This window comes from Anaerolineales bacterium, from assembly GCA_015075725.1.
GTDB lineage: Bacteria > Chloroflexota > Anaerolineae > Anaerolineales > Villigracilaceae > Villigracilis.
Genome location: JABTTV010000001.1, coordinates 4,447,537 through 4,464,410 on the forward strand (window position 1 = coordinate 4,447,537; position 16,874 = coordinate 4,464,410).

General features: G+C 53.6%; 13 protein-coding genes. 10 read left to right on the forward strand and 3 right to left on the reverse strand.

The window, feature by feature from the left end; all coding sequences use genetic code 11:
* Positions 1-150: 150 nt before the first annotated feature.
* From HS100_21355 to HS100_21365, 3 genes are all read right to left on the reverse strand, one after another.
* Positions 151-1,776, reverse strand: a complete 1,626-nt coding sequence (locus HS100_21355) for an APC family permease (GenBank protein MBE7436478.1) — start codon at positions 1,774-1,776, stop codon at positions 151-153.
* Positions 1,777-1,906: 130 nt separating this feature from the next.
* The gene (locus tag HS100_21360; GenBank protein MBE7436479.1) at positions 1,907-2,905 is read right to left on the reverse strand and encodes a metallophosphoesterase; all 999 of its coding nucleotides are present in this window, start codon (positions 2,903-2,905) and stop codon (positions 1,907-1,909) included.
* A 37-nt stretch (positions 2,906-2,942) separates the two neighbouring features.
* Positions 2,943-3,737 (reverse strand): DeoR/GlpR transcriptional regulator, encoded by a 795-nt coding sequence (locus HS100_21365; GenBank protein MBE7436480.1) that lies wholly within the window; start codon positions 3,735-3,737, stop codon positions 2,943-2,945.
* A gap of 178 nt (positions 3,738-3,915) precedes the next feature.
* Between HS100_21365 and HS100_21370 the strand changes: the two genes are divergently transcribed.
* The 10 genes from HS100_21370 to glpK all read left to right on the forward strand — a co-directional run bounded on the left by HS100_21370 (position 3,916) and on the right by glpK (position 16,874).
* Positions 3,916-4,704: a hypothetical protein gene (locus HS100_21370; GenBank protein MBE7436481.1), complete on the forward strand. Its 789-nt coding sequence runs from the start codon at positions 3,916-3,918 to the stop codon at positions 4,702-4,704.
* A 9-nt stretch (positions 4,705-4,713) separates the two neighbouring features.
* Positions 4,714-5,523, forward strand: coding sequence for a CBS domain-containing protein (locus HS100_21375; GenBank protein ID MBE7436482.1), 810 nt, complete (start codon positions 4,714-4,716; stop codon positions 5,521-5,523).
* Positions 5,524-5,574: 51 nt separating this feature from the next.
* Complete coding sequence (locus HS100_21380; protein MBE7436483.1) at positions 5,575-8,007, forward strand: FAD-dependent oxidoreductase; 2,433 nt, start codon at positions 5,575-5,577, stop codon at positions 8,005-8,007.
* 177 nt (positions 8,008-8,184) lie between these two features.
* Positions 8,185-9,108 carry a phosphotransferase family protein gene (locus HS100_21385; GenBank protein MBE7436484.1) on the forward strand — a complete coding sequence of 308 codons (924 nt, stop codon included), beginning with the start codon at positions 8,185-8,187 and terminating at the stop codon, positions 9,106-9,108.
* 88 nt (positions 9,109-9,196) lie between these two features.
* Positions 9,197-10,405, forward strand: a complete 1,209-nt coding sequence (locus HS100_21390; protein MBE7436485.1) for a hypothetical protein — start codon at positions 9,197-9,199, stop codon at positions 10,403-10,405.
* Positions 10,406-10,465: 60 nt separating this feature from the next.
* Positions 10,466-11,341 (forward strand): class II fructose-bisphosphate aldolase, encoded by an 876-nt coding sequence (locus HS100_21395; protein ID MBE7436486.1) that lies wholly within the window; start codon positions 10,466-10,468, stop codon positions 11,339-11,341.
* 97 nt (positions 11,342-11,438) lie between these two features.
* Positions 11,439-12,545, forward strand: a complete 1,107-nt coding sequence (locus HS100_21400; protein MBE7436487.1) for a histidinol-phosphate aminotransferase family protein — start codon at positions 11,439-11,441, stop codon at positions 12,543-12,545.
* Positions 12,546-12,639: 94 nt separating this feature from the next.
* Positions 12,640-13,398, forward strand: a complete 759-nt coding sequence (locus HS100_21405) for an HAD-IA family hydrolase (GenBank protein MBE7436488.1) — start codon at positions 12,640-12,642, stop codon at positions 13,396-13,398.
* A gap of 239 nt (positions 13,399-13,637) precedes the next feature.
* Positions 13,638-15,338, forward strand: coding sequence for an amino acid permease (locus tag HS100_21410; GenBank protein ID MBE7436489.1), 1,701 nt, complete (start codon positions 13,638-13,640; stop codon positions 15,336-15,338).
* Between the two features lie 72 nt (positions 15,339-15,410).
* Complete coding sequence (glpK, locus tag HS100_21415) at positions 15,411-16,874, forward strand: glycerol kinase GlpK (GenBank protein MBE7436490.1); 1,464 nt, start codon at positions 15,411-15,413, stop codon at positions 16,872-16,874.

Sequence of the window (16,874 nt, forward strand, 5' to 3'; positions counted from 1 at the left end):
GCTCAATTGTATACAAGCAAATCCGCAAACAGGTCTCCAAGAAAGGATCGGTTCCTGTCACCCGTGCACGGATTCACCGGCATACTTCCTGCTGTCAATGCAGGTCACGCTTCAGGCGTGACCTGCATTGTTCGTTACGATGAATCAAAATTACTCGGGCGGGATCTCCTTGAAGGCGTAATCCACATTGATGCCCTTGGATTTCTGCGCATTCTTGGCAAAGAAATACCAGATTGCCGAGACCGCCAGCACGCCGAACACGATCTGGTAAGCCAGCGGGCTGGTCAGACCAAGACGCGAATCGAACATGAACATCAACAGGAAGACCGTGCCCAGGATGAAGCCGATCACGCCTAAAACCGTCACGAGGGGTATTCCGCCAAGTTTGTACGCCGCTCCAGGCGAGGATTCGTACACATCCTTTGCGCGGTATGGAAGCAAAGCCCCTGCCAGGCAGGTAAGGACGAACACATAACCGCAGGCAAATGTCACACCCAGAGTCAAACCGACCCAGCCGGGATACAGGTTGTAAAGCAGGATGACGGGGATCGAAGCGATGAAATATGCCCAGTGTGCATTGGCAGGAGTATGGCGCTTATCGTCCACTTTGCTGACCCATTCAGGAAGCAGGCGGTCGAGCGACATGGCGACCATCACACGCGTCATGCCGATGTAGCAGTTGTGCACGATCTGATGCGAATTGAGGATGTATCCCAATCCAATGATGATCACCACAATCGGGCTGGCGGAAAGCGCCACAGCGATGATATTGGGCCACAACCAGAAGCCGGATATGGTGGCTTCGCCTATCAAGGACCAATACCCCGCACCGGCTATGTAGAGGAATTCCGTTCCCACGGCCTTTTCAAGCGCTGCCGCAAGGATGGCAAGCAGAATGCCGGTGAAGATCAAAGAGCCGACAATGATGAAAAGTTGATCGCGGAACGAACGGGCATTCTTGATCTCGCCATTTTGCTGGGCGGAATAGGTCGCCCACTGCAGAGAAGTCCACGCGATGGGCGCAACGAGCAGGGTCGCGATCAAGCTGAAAGGCGGATTGAGATCGATGCCTGCGGCGACAGTCGCATCCCTAGCGGTCTGTACGAAATTGGAAACGCCGCTGATCGCCAGAGCGAACGAGTCAAGTTTCGCAACGGAAGAAGCGGGATTGCCCGTGAACAAAACCACCAGCATGGTAACGAAGGCGAGCAGGGTGCCGACGATCATCACGGATTGGAAACGCACGTAATTCTTGAAACCGCTGATGAGGATCATCAAGGCAACAAATGCGTTGAGGATGCTGGTAATAATGATGCCCGTCGAGCTGGTGAACCACAACCCGAGATTGGTCAAGCCCGCATTGCCAGTGAATGCGCCCAGACCCAGAAAGAGCGGCGCAAATCCCAGATACGATAAGAGCCAGCCGGATAAGGCAACCCATTGAAGGATCCATATCACATAGCCGGACATCACGACCGTAAACGCAATGCCGCCGCCGAACACACGGCTTTGGAAGACATAATCGCCGCCCGAACGCGGGAGCGCAGTCGAAAGCCAGACATACACAAGCGCGATCGGTATTTCGATCGCCATCGCTAGCAATATGCCCCACACCAATTTGCCGCCGGGCAGCGCGCCGGGCGCCCACAGATATGTCCACGGGAAGATCAAGCCCATCGTCAGGATGTTATAGACGAAGGCGGAGAACGGGGACATCACGCGCACAAGTCCCGATGCCTTGCGGGTAAATACTTCTGGTTTTGCTGTTGCAGCCATTTCTTCTCCTTTGTGAGATTAAGAAAACGATTAGATCAACCTATTCCAGAACGATGAGCAAATATTGGAAATAGTCAGCCTCCTTTTCTGCTGCCTTGCCGCAATAATAACTCTAAGGATATGGCAATGGTCAACCGCTGGTCATCTGATATCCCTGCACTTCTCCATCCGCGAAGGTGACGATGCACCCGCGCAGAACGCCCTCTGCATATTCACTACCGGGGTTGATGCAAGTCGTCCTGCCGAGTTTTGCCACAGATTGCGATTCATGAATGTGACCGTGCAGGCCGAGCATCGGTCTATATTTTTCGATCGCCTCACGAACGGACCTCGAGCCTGCGCCATGCAAAACGACCTGTCCCCCCTCCGTGATCTGCTCCGGCGGGTCTTTCGACCAGTCCAACTTCGGGCAGGTATCAAGGGTCGAGTCGATTGGCGGATCGTGAAAGTTGAATATGGATTTTTGCATATCGGGAACTTTTGCCGCCATTTCATCGATCAACCTTCCGAGTTCCTCTTCAGAGACTTCGCGGGGGGTGTTCCACGGTGTCGGCGTGCTGATGCCGATCGAGATCATGCTGTGTGCATCGTCCACATGAACCAATTCGTTTTCGCATGCGAAGAACGATTCAGTCGCCTGTTCCTTCACGACGTTTAACACCTCCCACTCGTCATCGTTGCCGCCGGTTACAAAGCATTTAATGCCGGTCCCTTTCAGCCGCTCTTCCGCGAGGTTCACCCAGTTGATCAATTTCTGCCGCGCCAGTTCATTGAACAAGGCATGCACCGCGACGGGATCGGTCTGCAGGGATTGGAACTCATCCTGCTCCATGACCTTGTAGTAAAAGCCGAGGATATCCAACCTGCCCATCAGAGCCTTCAATTCATCTTCAGACGCCAAATGTTCGGTACGTCCCTGCACGGTGGCGCGGTGGCGGCCATTCCCTTCTTTGATGATGGGAATCATCAATTTGCCCTGAATATCCCCGCCCATTACCAGCGTATTGACCTCGTAAAACTTGCCTGCGTTGATGAACTTGCGGAAGGTCCGTTCGGAGCCATGCAGGTCGGTGGCAAAGAAAAGGCGTGCTGCTTCTTTTTTCGTTTTTTTTGAAAACAGGAATGACATCGATTCTCCAAAAGAAAATGCCTGGCGCGTTAATGCGTCAGGCAAGATTCGGCACGGGCTCGGCAATCAGGCAGGCGATGGAGAGTGAGGCGAGTTCTTCCATCGCAGAAGAAGGAAACTTTCCATCCGTCACCAGTTTGTCGATCTCATCAAGGGCTGCGATCTGGAAATTGGAAACAACGCCCCATTTACTGTAATCCGTGGCGATGATGACCTGGCCTTTGGTGCGTTCGATCATTTTGCGAACGACCTCGGACTCGGGCAGGCTGGGCACGGTGCAACCGTGTTTGAGGGAGATCCCGTCCACCCCGATGATGGCCTTGTTGGCGTAGATCAAGTTAAGATTGTCGAGAGCGAAGCGGCCTGCCAGGGAATTGGAACGGGATTGGAATTCGCCTCCGATCATATGGTAATGAAAGCCGGGCTCACCGAGTTCCATCACTGCGCTGACATTGTTGGTGAAGACGGTAATGCGCGAATCGCGGCGGATGTGTTGAAGCACCTGGGTGGCGGTCGTGCCGCTGTTGATAAAAACGATGTCGCCGTCCTCGATGAGTGAGGCGGCAAGTTCGCCGATCCTTTTCTTTTCTTCAGGGTGATGTTGGGCGCGTTGTTGGTATTCCTGTTCGAGGATCATGCGCTGGCTGAGAATGGCTCCCCCATGCGTCCGTTCCAACACCCCCTTCTGCTCCATCCATTCAAGGTCCCGGCGCACAGTGGCTTCAGACGTTTCCAACAATTCACATAAATCTGCGGTGCGCGCGATCTGATGGATTGCCAGATATTCCTGAATTTTCTCTCGCCTTTGAGCAGGGATCAGGGGTTTGCTCATCAAATAATCTCAGATTAGCGATGATGGAAATTGCTCACTTTTGTCGGGGGATTATATAGGAATATGATGAAATTTGCAAGTTTTTGAATTTTTCAGTATAATATTTTATTGTTCCTTACGTCGATGAAAGGAACAGTTCTTAGAGCACGAAAACGATCCTCATTCTCTGGAGATATTCATGTCGAACAGTTCGATCGGGATGGGCCAGCAGGATCAATCAGAACGGGAGAAGTTCGAGAATGAGTTATATGCGATTTTGAAAGCCAGTGACGATTCGGGCATCCTTTTGCGCGTGATCGGGTCGCTGGCTTTTCAAATGCACTGCCCGCAATTCGGCTACTTGCAGGCGGCGCTGGGGCGCGCGTACACAGACATCGATTTTGCGGCTTACAAACAGCAGAACAAAGAAATCAGTGGGATGTTTGCCAGGATGGGATATGCCGAAAACCGGGAAGTTTTCATAAACAGCGAGGGCGAACGTGCCATCTTCGACAAACCCGGCACCGGCTTGCATGTGGATGTATTCTACGAGAAGCTCGATTTTTGCCACGCGATATATTGGAAGGACCGGCTCGAAATCGACTCGCCCACCATTCCATTGACGGAACTGCTCCTGGAAAAAATGCAGATCGTGCAGATCAACGAGAAGGACATCATCGACACCATCATGTTACTGCTCGAACATCCGTTGGGAGATACCGACAAGGAAACCATAAACATCAAACTTGCCGCCGCATTATGCGCGAACGAATGGGGGCTTTGGCGCACGACTACAATGAACCTGGAAAAGGTCAAACAACTTGCACATCACTATACCCAGTTAACCCCGGATCAAAAGAAACAGGTCGAATCGCAGGTGGATGCGATTCTAAAGCGTTTGAACGACGAGCCCAAGCCGCTGGCATGGCGCATCCGCGACCGGGTCGGCGACCGGGTGAAGTGGTACAAGGATGTGGATGAAGTTTAAGGAGTCGCTATGGCAAAACTTGTAAAAGATATCATGCACGCCAATCTAATCACCTGCAAATCCGATGCGACGCTTGGCCAGGTGGCTGTTCTGTTGCATAACAATCATGTCCATGCCCTGGTGGTCAATGACCGGGATGGGCGCGCGGCAGGGGTCATATCTGACTTCGACCTGCTGGCAGGCGAATGGCTCTCTTCTGACCCGGAAAGCCTGAACACCATGCGCAAACTTACTGCCGCAGACTTGATGTCATCGCCGATCACCACCGTTGAAGGGAGTGTTCCGCTTACCGAAGCTGTGCGCGAATTCATTGATAAAGATGTCAACCGCCTGGTTGTTACCCAGGACGGCAAACCGGTCGGCATCATTTCACTTTCAGATTTCGTGGCGTATCTCGCTGAGTCAAGCGCAATTAAACGCGGAAGTGTAGGAGATGTGATGTCGGATGCGATCCTCGTCTGCCGGGGAAAAACACCGATCCTTTCCGCCGCACGCGCAATGACATCCGCAGGATGGCGCTCGGTCCTGGTGGTGGATGCGAAAGGCAAGGTGCTCGGCGTGGTAAGCGGCAGGGACCTGTTACCTTACGTCCAAAACGGCGGCGCGGAGGGAAAGATCGTTCGCGATGTGATGCATCCGGCTTTGACCATCGACATTACTGCCAGTCTGCGTGAAGCAGCGGACAAGATGATCCAAAATCATCACCACCGTCTTGTCGTGGTCGACCGGGAAAACCCGGACGCGTTCCCACTGGGTGTGATTTCATCATTCGACATCGTGGCACAGATGGCAAAACCTGATTCGGTTTGGCAAAAATAATTTCGTAGGTCACGCTTGAAGCGTGACCTACACCACTCTCAGGAGACCTTCATGTCTGAATTTCCAACACAAGCGCAGGCTGTCATCATCGGTGGCGGCGTGGGCGGAGCCAGTATCGCCTATCATCTTACAAAACTAGGGTGGAAGGATGTCGTCCTTCTCGAACGCCACGAATTGACCGCGGGTTCCACTTGGCACTCTGCGGGGCTCGTCGGGCAAATGCGCTCGGATGCGAACCTGACCCGTATGATGCATTACAGCACGGACCTGTATCGCACCCTCAAAGCAGAAACGGGACAGGATACCTCATGGCGCGAAGTTGGTGGAGTCCGCCTCGCCTCTTCCCACGAACGATTGGAGGAGACCAAGCGCCTCGTCGGACTCGCCCGGTCTTTCGGTGTGCCCATGGAATTGATCTCACCGAAAGAAGCACAGGACATGTTCCCGTTAATGGACATAACCGGCGTTGTAGGTGCGGCGTACACACCCAACGATGGGAGCATCGATCCCACCGGCTTGACGAATGCGCTCGCCGTGGGCGCAAAAAACCGCGGGGCAAAGATTCTCACAAATACGAACGTCGAGAAGATCAACCTGAAGGATGGGCGTGTCCATGAAGTGGTCACGGATAAAGGTACGATCAAGACCGAGGTTGTGGTCAATGCTGCCGGGATGTGGGGACGCGAAGTCGGAAAACTCGTCGGTTTGAATCTGCCCGTCATTCCGATGGCGCATCTTTACATCATGACCAAACCCATCGAAGGTGTGACGTCCAAATTCCCCAACCTGCGCGATCCCGATCTGCTCGTGTATTGGCGAGAGGAAGTGGGCGGACTTGTGACCGGCGGCTACGAACGCCAGCCCGCCACTTTTGGCATGAATGGGATTCCGCGCGATTTCAAATTTAAACTGCTCGAGCCCGATTGGGACCGCTTCACGCCTTTGATGGAAAACTCGATTCGCCGCGTTCCAGCCATAGAAAATGCCGAGGTTGTTAGGTTGCTCAATGGTCCGGAAGGATTTACCCCCGATGGAGAATTTTTGCTCGGACCGACATCGGTTAAAGGCTTTTGGGTTGCCTGCGCTTTCTGCGCTCACGGCCTTGCCGGTGCGGGCGGCATCGGAAAGGTGATGGCGGAATGGATCATCGACGGTTCGCCCGAATGGGACGTTTGGCGCCTCGACGTGCGGAGGTTTGGCCCGAACTACAACAGCCTCGAATATACGCGTGCGCGTGCATTCGAGACCTACACCCAGTATTACGACATTCACTACCCTGCTGAAGAACGCCTCTCCAAACGCAATGTGCGCATCTCGCCCACCTATTTCCGCCTGCGAGACCTCGGCTGTTCCTTCGGCGAAAAGATGGGATGGGAACGCCCGAACTGGTTCACAAAATATGAAGAACGCGCCACGCACGGACACGAACCGCGCGGATGGATGCGTCACAATTGGAGCCGTGCCATCGGTCACGAACATTTGATGACGCGCGAACACGCAGGTCTGTTCGATGAGACTTCGTTCAATAAATTCGAGGTGCGCGGACCCGGCGCGTTGAAATTCCTCAACTACGTCTGCGCGAATCAGATCGATGTCCCGATCGGGACGCTGGTCTACACTCAATGCCTCAACAAGCGCGGCGGTATCGAATGCGACTTCACGGTCACCCGCCTGGCTGATGACCGTTTCTTCATTGTGACGGGTACGGCGTTCGGTCAACACGATATGTCCTGGCTCTCGCTGCAGATGCCGGAGGACGGCAGTGTGACCATCGAAGACGTCGGCTCGAACTACGCCTGTATTGGGTTATGGGGACCCAAAGCCCGTACCATCCTCGAGAAGGCAACGACCGACGATGTTTCCAACGCGGGCTTCCCCTATATGACCTCCAAGCGGATCAATGTGGGTGATGTGCCCGCTCTCGCCTCGCGCGTGACCTACGTGGGCGAACTCGGTTGGGAGTTCTACTGCCCGATGGAGTATGGCTTGCGATTATGGGATACGCTTTGGGAAGCCGGACTACCCGAAGGCATGGTGGCGGGTGGATACAAAGCGATCGATTCGCTGCGTTTGGAAAAAGGGTACCGCTATTGGAGCGGCGAAATTTCACCGGACTACACTCCGTATGAAGCAGGCCTCGGTTTCGCGGTGAAACTCGATAAAGGCGATTTCATCGGCAAAGAAGCGCTGGTAAAACAAAAAGCAGAAGGCATCAAGAACAAACTCTGTACGATGACTCTCGCCGATGACCGTACCATTGTCATGAGCAAGGAACCCGTCCGCGTCGACGGCAAGACGGTCGGCTGGGTGGCTTCGGGAGGATTCGGCTATTCGGTCGCCAAGTCGATTGCGTATGCGTATTTGCCAATGGAATACTCCAAGCCTGGAACAAAACTCGAGATCGAGTGTTTCGGCGAACAGGTCGGCGTGGAAGTGACCCAGAATGTGCTGTTTGACCCGAAGAACGAGAGGATCAAGGCATAACCGTCACCCCCCAACCCCTTTCCCAAAATGGGAGAGGGGAGGAAAGCAAAACTGGAAAAGAGGCTCGCAAACACGAAGCAGGTTCAAAGCGCCGACCAAAGCGCGGCGAAGAGTCAGGCTTGAAGCGGTTGTTCATCCGCCAAAAATATTTTTGCCAAAGGAAGGAACCAGAATCCAATGAATACGCTTGCCATCGACAAAGCCATCGCCAGGGTGCCGTTTCTCGCGGAGTCAAAGAACGTCAAGAAGATTCCGTTGAGCGGCGGCATCACCAACCTGAATTTTAAGATCGAAGCAGATGGAAAGGCGTACGTGATCCGCCTTGCAGGCGAAGGCACAGAGCAACTGGGAATCAAACGCGATGTGGAATGTGCGGCGAACAGGGCCGCCGGCGAGTTGGGCATCGCACCCGAGGTGATGTATTTCATCGAGCCGGAAGGTTACATTGTCACGCGTTTTATCAACGGCAGGCGCATCATGCCCGAGGACATCATCAAGCCGGATTATCTCGTCCGCGTGGCGCAGAAGTTGAGGTTATTCCATCGCAATGCGCCGAAATTGAAAGGCGAGTTCAACGTTTTCCGCCGCGTCGAAATGCTGACTAAGAGGGCAAAGACCAAAGGGGCAAAGTTCCCGAACGACTGGGATTTCATCATGAAGAAAATGCGCGAAGCGGAAAAGGCGTTATTGAAAGATCCCTACAAACCGACGCCCTGCCATAACGATCTGCTCAACCTCAATTGGCTGGATGAAGAAGTTGCAGGAGATATCGGCGAACTGCGTCTGTTGGATTGGGAATACGCGGGCATGGGTGATATCTTCTTCGACCTCGGAAATTTCTCCCACCATCATCGATTGAACGAAGACCAGATCCGCATCTTCCTCACCGCTTATTTTGGCGAAATGAAACCGAAGCATTATGCCAGGCTGAGGATCATGTGGGCGATGTCGGAGCTTCACGAATCGATGTGGGGCACAACTCAAACCGTTATATCGAAACTGGAGGAGGATTTCCAGGGATATGCCGATCTGTGGTTCGGCCGTTACCGCATGCATGTGACGGATTATCGTTGGGAAAAGTGGCTGCGGGATGTAAAATGAATTTGGAGGTTTACGTTTAGATTTTCTTCGCCCATTCATCCAGCCTAACGTAGACTTTCCTGTGCGCTTTGAGAAAGGAGTGTGCGCCATGATCGAAAGTCCCGTCGAACGCCTCGCGAAAACGCATCCCGACCTGGAGGTTTGGTGGGATTCATCGCCGCTGGTGTACCGCCAGTGGGTGCGCAAAATGGTTGACAGGGTAGAACCCGCCCGAAAGCCGGTCCTCACAGAACAACTCGCAAGGTTGTTCAACGAAGAAAACCCCGCTGAAAGTGTGTTTCGGGGATGCACGACCAACCCCCCGCTTTCGTGGCAGGCTGTCCAAAGCGATCCTGAGTTTTGGAACCAATGGGTGGATGAATTGATCAAGTCAAGCCCGGGTCTCAGTTTGAACGAGGCCGTCTGGATGACATACAAGGAAGTTGTAAAGCGCGGCGCGCAAATGTACCTTCCGATCTTTGAAGCCTCGAAGGGACGCTTCGGCTGGATCTCCGGTCAGTTGGATCCGCGCCTCTTCACCGAGACCGAACGCATGGTCCGGGATGCGGAGGAATTGAGCGCCCTCAGCCCGAACGTGATGATCAAAGTCCCTGCCAGCATGCAGGGGATCGAGGTTGTCAAAACCCTGACATCCAGGGGCATCAGCACCAATACCACGGTGTGCTTCACACTGCCGCAGATTCTAGCATCGGCAAACGCAGCGATGGACGGAATAAAGATCGCCGAGAAGAACGGTACCAGACTGGACAGGTGGCGGGCGGTCATCACCATGATGATCGGACGTCTGACGGAACATGAAGTGCTGGATGTTCAAGCAGAGCGAAAAAATATCGAACTCTCCTGGCAGGACAAGCACTGGTTCGGCATCGCGGTTTTCCGCCGGGCATACCGCATGCTGACCGAGGGCGGTTATGCCAGTAAGATGCTTGCCTGTTCGATGCGGGTCGGTCCCAACGTCGCAGGAAAGACGCGCTTCTGGGACGTGCAAAAACTCGCTGGCGGTGACATCGTGTACACCTGCCCGCCCTATGTGCTGGAGCCGCTCTTCGAGATTGGCGATGACCTGGAGTTCGAGCCGGAGATCAAGAAAGGCGTCCCGAAGGATGTATTGGAGAAGATGAAAAAGATCCCCTTCTGCATACAAGCCTACGACCCGGATGGGTTGGCGCTGGAACAGTTCAACACTCACCCATCCACGCTCAGCACGATAGAAAATTTTTCAAAAGGTTTTGCCGGACTCGAGAAATATATAAGCGAACGGATGGCTTCCCGCCATCAGAAAGCATTGTCGAACTAGGCTCATAATCGTCTTGAGCCTGATGAAATCCATAGTTTGAAAGAAAAACAGGAGACAACCATGTCAATCGTAAACGCAAAAGAAATCATGATCCCCGCAGCGAAGGAAGGCTGGGCTGTGGGCGCGTTCAACATCACCGACCTGCTGCAATTCGAGGCGGTGATCGACGCGGCGATCGAAAAAAAGGCGCCCGTGATCGTGCAGACGTCTGTCAAGCCTTCGCAATTTCTCGGAACGAACATGATGGTGGCGATCTACCGCACCCTGGCGGAATCCGCTCCGGTGCCGGTCTGCCTGCACCTCGACCACAGTACGGATATTGCCTACTGCAAGAAATGCGCGGACGCAGGTTACACCAATATCATGATCGACGCTTCCAAGCAGTATTATGAAGAGAACATCCGCCAGACCAAGGAAGTGGTGGATTACTGCCACAAAGTCGGCAATATCTCCGTCGAAGGCGAGTTAGGGACCGTGGGCGGTGTGGAGGACCAGGTAAAGGTCGCGGAGGATGAGGCGCAGCTTGCCAACCCGAAACAATCTGTTGAATTTGTGGAACGCACTGGCGTGGATATCTTCGCCCCCGCCATCGGCACCGCTCACGGCGTCTACAAGACCAAGAATCCAAAGGTCGATTTCGAGCGCATGGCGACCATTCATAAAATGTTGAACGGCAATGGGATCAAGACCCCTGTTGTCGTCCATGGCGGAACCGGACTGCCGGATGACTATATCGTCAAATTGCGCGAAGCGGGCGGCGCGAAATTCAACGTCTCGACCGAATTGAAGCACACGCTCATCGATGCCAAATGGGAATATATCAACGCCCATCGCGATGAATACGACCCCGGCAAGCTCGATGTCTTCGTCCGCGATGCGATCCGCAAAGCCGTGATGCACTGGATGGACAAACTCGGCTGCAACGGCAAGGCGTAAGCAAAGAGATCAGAGATTTGAGACTGGCGAGCAGGCGGCAGGGGACGTCTTCTTAATGGTCTTTTCGAATTCACAAAACACTTAGGAGATAAGCCACATGAAGAATATCAATGAATATTACGCCCCATGGGTAAAGGGAATCCCGATGTACATATCGGAGCATATCGAATTGGCCTGGCGCCGCCCCGAACTGCACCGCATGATGTCGAATGAAAACCCGCTGCCGCCTTCCGATAAAGTTTTAGAGGCGATGCTCAAGTACGCGAAGATGACCAACCGCTACCCCGACCAGGGCCTCATCGTCCGCCAGAAGATCGCGGAGATCAACGGCGTGGCGGGACCACAGAATGTGATGATCGGTAACGGCTCGAGCGAAGTGTACGACAATATCTTCCGCATGTTCATCGTGCCGGGTGATGAAGTCATCCAGCATACGCCCTGCTTCGGCATTTACGGCCTGCGCGGAAAATTGCTGGGCGCAAAAATGGTCGATGTGCCGATGATCTACAAGGATCACCTGCTGCACTTCGATCCCGATGCCTTGATGAAAGCCGTCACCGACAAGACAAAGATCATTGTCATACCGAATCCCAATAATCCCAGCGGCAACTTCATGGACCCGAAACACTTTGAACCTTTCGCCAAGCTGGGCATTCCAATGGTCGTCGACGAAGCCTACATTGAATATGCCGGCCTCGGAATGTCTCAGGTGGAATTGACCAAGAAATACAAGAACGTGCTTATCACCCGCACCCTCTCAAAGGCATATGGCCTCGCCGGGATGCGCTTCGGTTACACCCTTGGTCACGAGGATGTGATCAAGCAGATCGCCGGTTCGCTCCTGCCGTGGAATGTTGGCACGATCCCCATGTGGGCGGCGCTTGCCGCCTTTGAAGACACCGAAGGTTTGGCGGAACGGGTCAAGTTCAACAACGATGCGATCAATTACATTAGCGAATCCCTGAGCGTGATCCCCGGCTTCTACGTCATGCCATCCAAAGCCAACTACATCCTGTTCGACTGCGGCGAGACGGGCAAGACCGGCAAGGAAGTTCTGGCTTATGCTGAAACCAAGGGCATCATCCTGCGCGGCGAGAGCAAGAAATACGGCTCCGACGGCTGGTTCCGTGTGACCATCGGCACGAAGGAAGAGAACGAACTCTTTGTCAACACCATTCTTGAATTCTTTGGTGTGAAGAAATAAATTGTCATTGCGAGGAGCGAAACGACAAAGCAATCCCGATATTTTCGTGGAGATTGCTTCGCCCGATCGTGCCCGCAATGACATGGAGGCAACCATGTCAAAAATCAAGGCAGTCTTCTTCGACCAGGACGGTGTGATCATCGACACCGAGCGTGACGGCCATCGCGTGTCCTTTAATATGACCTTCAAGGAATTCGGTTTCACCGACGAGTGGGATGTGGAGTATTACCATGAACTGCTCCAGATCGCAGGCGGCAAGGAGCGCATGAAGCATCACTGGAAAACGAATGGATTCTCCAAGTCGCTGACCGAGGAGGAGATCGACAACCTAGTCAAAGAGATGCACAAGCGCAAAACAGCCCTGTTCGTGGAATTGATCGAGACAGGCAAACTGCCGCTTCGGCCTGGCATTCACCGGTTCATGAAAGAGGCGATGGAGTCGGGTTTGAAGATCGCAGTCTGCACCACGTCCAATGAACAGGCGGCAAAAGCCATCACCGAAAAGATCCTATCCGACATCAAGTTCGATGCGGTGCTGGCCGGCGATGTTGTCAAGAACAAGAAACCCGATCCGGAGATCTACAATCTGGCGCTTTCAAAGCTCGGGCTAAACCCCGATGAAGTTTTCGTGGTCGAGGATTCCAAGAACGGCGTGAAAGCCGCCAAAGCCGCCGGGATGAAAACCGTGGTCACTACCAACCACTACACCGAAAAGGAAGATGTAAACGCGGGCGATGTGATCGTCACCTGCCTCGGTGACCCGGACGGCGAAAAAGCCAGTATGACAAAGGGGGAGATCAAAGGATTCGACGGGGTCGTGCGCATAAAACAGCTTTTGGAAATATTTGGATAAGGTCCGACAAGGGCGCGGTGAAAAACCGCGCCCTTGTTCTATAATCGGCATCCCCTGGCTGGGGCTGTAATTCGGAGTGAAATACTCCGTACCCTTTTTTAACAGCCAGTGTTTTCAATGCAAATACTCAGAGAAAACTCCCCTCGGGAGGAGGAGGCGCCTATCGTGGAACCCAAACGATATTCGTAAGTTCAATGACTTGATTCAAACACCAAATTAAAATCAAGGAGAATTACGAAATGGCACAAAAAAGTCAAGCGCACGACAAGCAAGTCCTGCATAAGATGGGGTACGCGCAGGAACTTTCCCGCCGTATGAGCGGGTTCTCGAACTTCGCAATTTCATTCTCGATCATCTGCATCCTGGCGGGGGGAATCTCGGCCTTCCCGGCCGCGTTCAACGCCCTTGGCTCCGGCGGCGCTTTCATCATCTGGCTGGTGGGCGGCGCGCTCGCCATGACCGTCGCCTGGGGCATGGGACAGATTGCCTCCTCCTTCCCGACAGCTGGCGGCTTGTATCACTGGAGCAGTCACCTCGGCGGGAAAGCCTGGGGTTGGGCAACTGCATGGTTTAACCTCATCGGTTTGATCTGCGTGGTCTCCTCGGTGGATGTGCTTTTGTATTCCGTATTTTTCAAAGACCTGTTTCTGGGAACTGCCCTCGGTATGGATGTTTCCGGATTCGGCTACTGGCACCAGTTCTTCTTCATGGCGTTCGTCTTGACGACCCAGGCGCTCTTGAATCATTACGGCATCGATATCACCACCAAAGTGACCGACTTCAGCGGCTACATGATCCTCGCCCTGACCGTCATCCTCATCATCGTCCTCTTCGCCTTCAGCCCTGTGGCTTTGGACTTCTCCCGGCTCTTCTCCTTCCAAAACGTGACAGGTGATGCGGGTGGAGCGGTTGTTCCCTTCCGCACCGAGAGCATCGCCTTCGCATTCCTGCTTGGACTTTCCTATGTATGCTACACCCTGACAGGTTATGATGCATCTGCGCATACATCGGAGGAGACCCAGGATGCCCAGGTAAACGTTCCGAAAGGCATGTGGCAGGCGGTATTCGCGTCGTGGGTCTTCGGTCTCGTCGCTGTAGCAGCATATGTATTGGTGATGCCAAGTGTTGAAGATGCCGCAGCAGCGGGATGGGGATCATTCTTCTATATGTGGGGCGCGTCCAGAATGCCGGGTTGGTTGAGCATCATCCTGGCGGGCGGTCTTGTCGTGGTGAACTACATCTGCGCACTTGCCGGTCTCACATCCACTTCCCGCATGATGTACGCCTTCGCGCGCGACGGCGGGCTCCCCGCTTCAAAGACGCTTTCCCACGTCAGCACCCAATACCGCACCCCCACCTACGCGATCTGGACCTCTGCGGCTCTGGCTCTCCTCAGCACGGTGTATGCTCCCTACTATCTCGTACTGGCAGTGGCTTGCGCCGTCTTCTTGTATCTTTCCATGGCAATGCCGATCGCGGCAGGATTTCTCGCAGAAGGCGGATCGAAATGGCCCGAAAAAGGACCGTTCAATCTCGGCGGGTTCTCGAAGGTCAATGCCATTATCGCTGTCCTTTCCGGCGTTACCCTCGCGATCAGCGGTTTCTTCCCGCCCAATGAGAAGGTCTTCTATTTCACCATCATTTTCGTGGTTGCCTTGCTTGGGCTGTGGTCGAAGAAGTCGGCAGTTATCGGCATCGTCGTAGCCGTTGTAGGTTACGGTCTCAGTTTTATCTCAGTCCCCGACTCGAATAACCTGCACTTCCTCATTCCGCCCGGTAGCACAGCCATTACCGCCATCATTGTTGGAGTGGTCACAGCTGTGATCACCTTCGTCACCGGCGGCGAAGATAATCGCTTCGAAGGCGTGCCCGAAGGAGAGAAGATCAAGGAACGCCAGAAGATGATCGCTGACATCGAAAAGAAATACGGCGAAGCATAACTCCCATCCACTATCTGACCTGACAGGTGGTTAAACCTGTCAGGTCTTCTTTATATACCCCTTATATATTCCATGAAATTTCTTCTCGGCATCGATCAAGGCACCACACAGACCACCGCTGTTATCGTGAACGAAAACGGAGAAATGGTCGAAAAGAATTCGGCGCAGTTACCGGCCCGGTTCCCGCAGGCAGGCTGGGTCGAACAGGAGCCGGAGGACATCGTCCGTACTGTCAAAGAGGCCTGCGCTCCACTTCTCTCCAAGTATGAAATCTCAGCTGTTGGATTCGATAATCAGGGTGAGACTTTCGTTGTTTGGGATACGGAAACCGGAAAGGCTTTGACCCCCGCCATCGTCTGGCAGGATACGAGAGGTCAATCTGTCTGTGACTCGCTCGCCCCAAACGTGGATTTGGCTTGGTTGCGCCAAACGACCGGGCTGCTGTTGGACAGTTATTTCTCCGCCCCCAAACTCAAGTGGGTGTTCGAAAACAACCCGGAGATCCGCAAACGTGCGCATGAGGGCAAACTAAAGTTTGGCACCACGGAAACCTGGGTGATCTGGAAACTGAGCGGCGGAAAATTACACATAACCGATCCCTCCACCGCTTCGCGCACATTGTTGTTCGACATGAACAAATTCCAGTGGGATGAAAAATTACTGCAATTATTCGACGTTCCCAAAAGCATGCTGCCGGAAGTGAAGCCTTCCGCGGGTTACATTGGTGATGTGGATTTTGGGAACGGAAATCCTTTACCCCTGCATGCGTTATTGGTCGATCAGCAAGCCGCGTTGTTCGGGCAGGCTTGTTTCAAAGCGGGTGAAATGAAATGCTCGTTCGGGACAGGCAGTTTCCTTTTGATGAACATTGGCGACAAACCCAAACTCTCGAACAATGGCCTGCTTACAACTGTTGGCTGGAATTTCAACGGTCACACTGCATATGCTTTCGACGGCGGCATCTTCGTCACCGGCTCGGCCGTGCAATGGCTGAGGGATAATCTCAAGTTCATTCCGGAGTCAGCCGCCAGTCACGATTCCGCGACAAACTCAAAGGATATGGGAGTTGTCGTTGTTCCAGCCTTGCAGGGGCTTGCCGCTCCGCATTGGCGCACGGATGTGCAGGGTGCAATGTTTGGTTTGAACCGCAGTACGACTTCTGACGACATTGTCCGCGCCACATTGGACGGAATCGCCTGCCGCGTCTACGAAGTCGTCACCGCCATGTCGCAGGACAGCGGCACAACTCCTCCCCACCTCAAAGTGGACGGCGGTCCGGCTGGCAACCCCTACCTGATGCAAATGATCGCTGATCTATTGGATCTCGAAGTACGTGTGTCCGCTTCGGTGGAAGCGACAGCCATCGGCATTGCCAATCTTGCAGGCGTATCGTCATTGGGCACAAGTTTCGAGATGCTGTCTGAGAGTTGGAAGGCGGAAAAGATTTATACTCCAACGATGAAGAAGGAAGAAAGAAAAAAGAAACTGGAAAAATGGAACAAAGCGCTGGAGGCGGTGAAAGTATTTCACAGATAA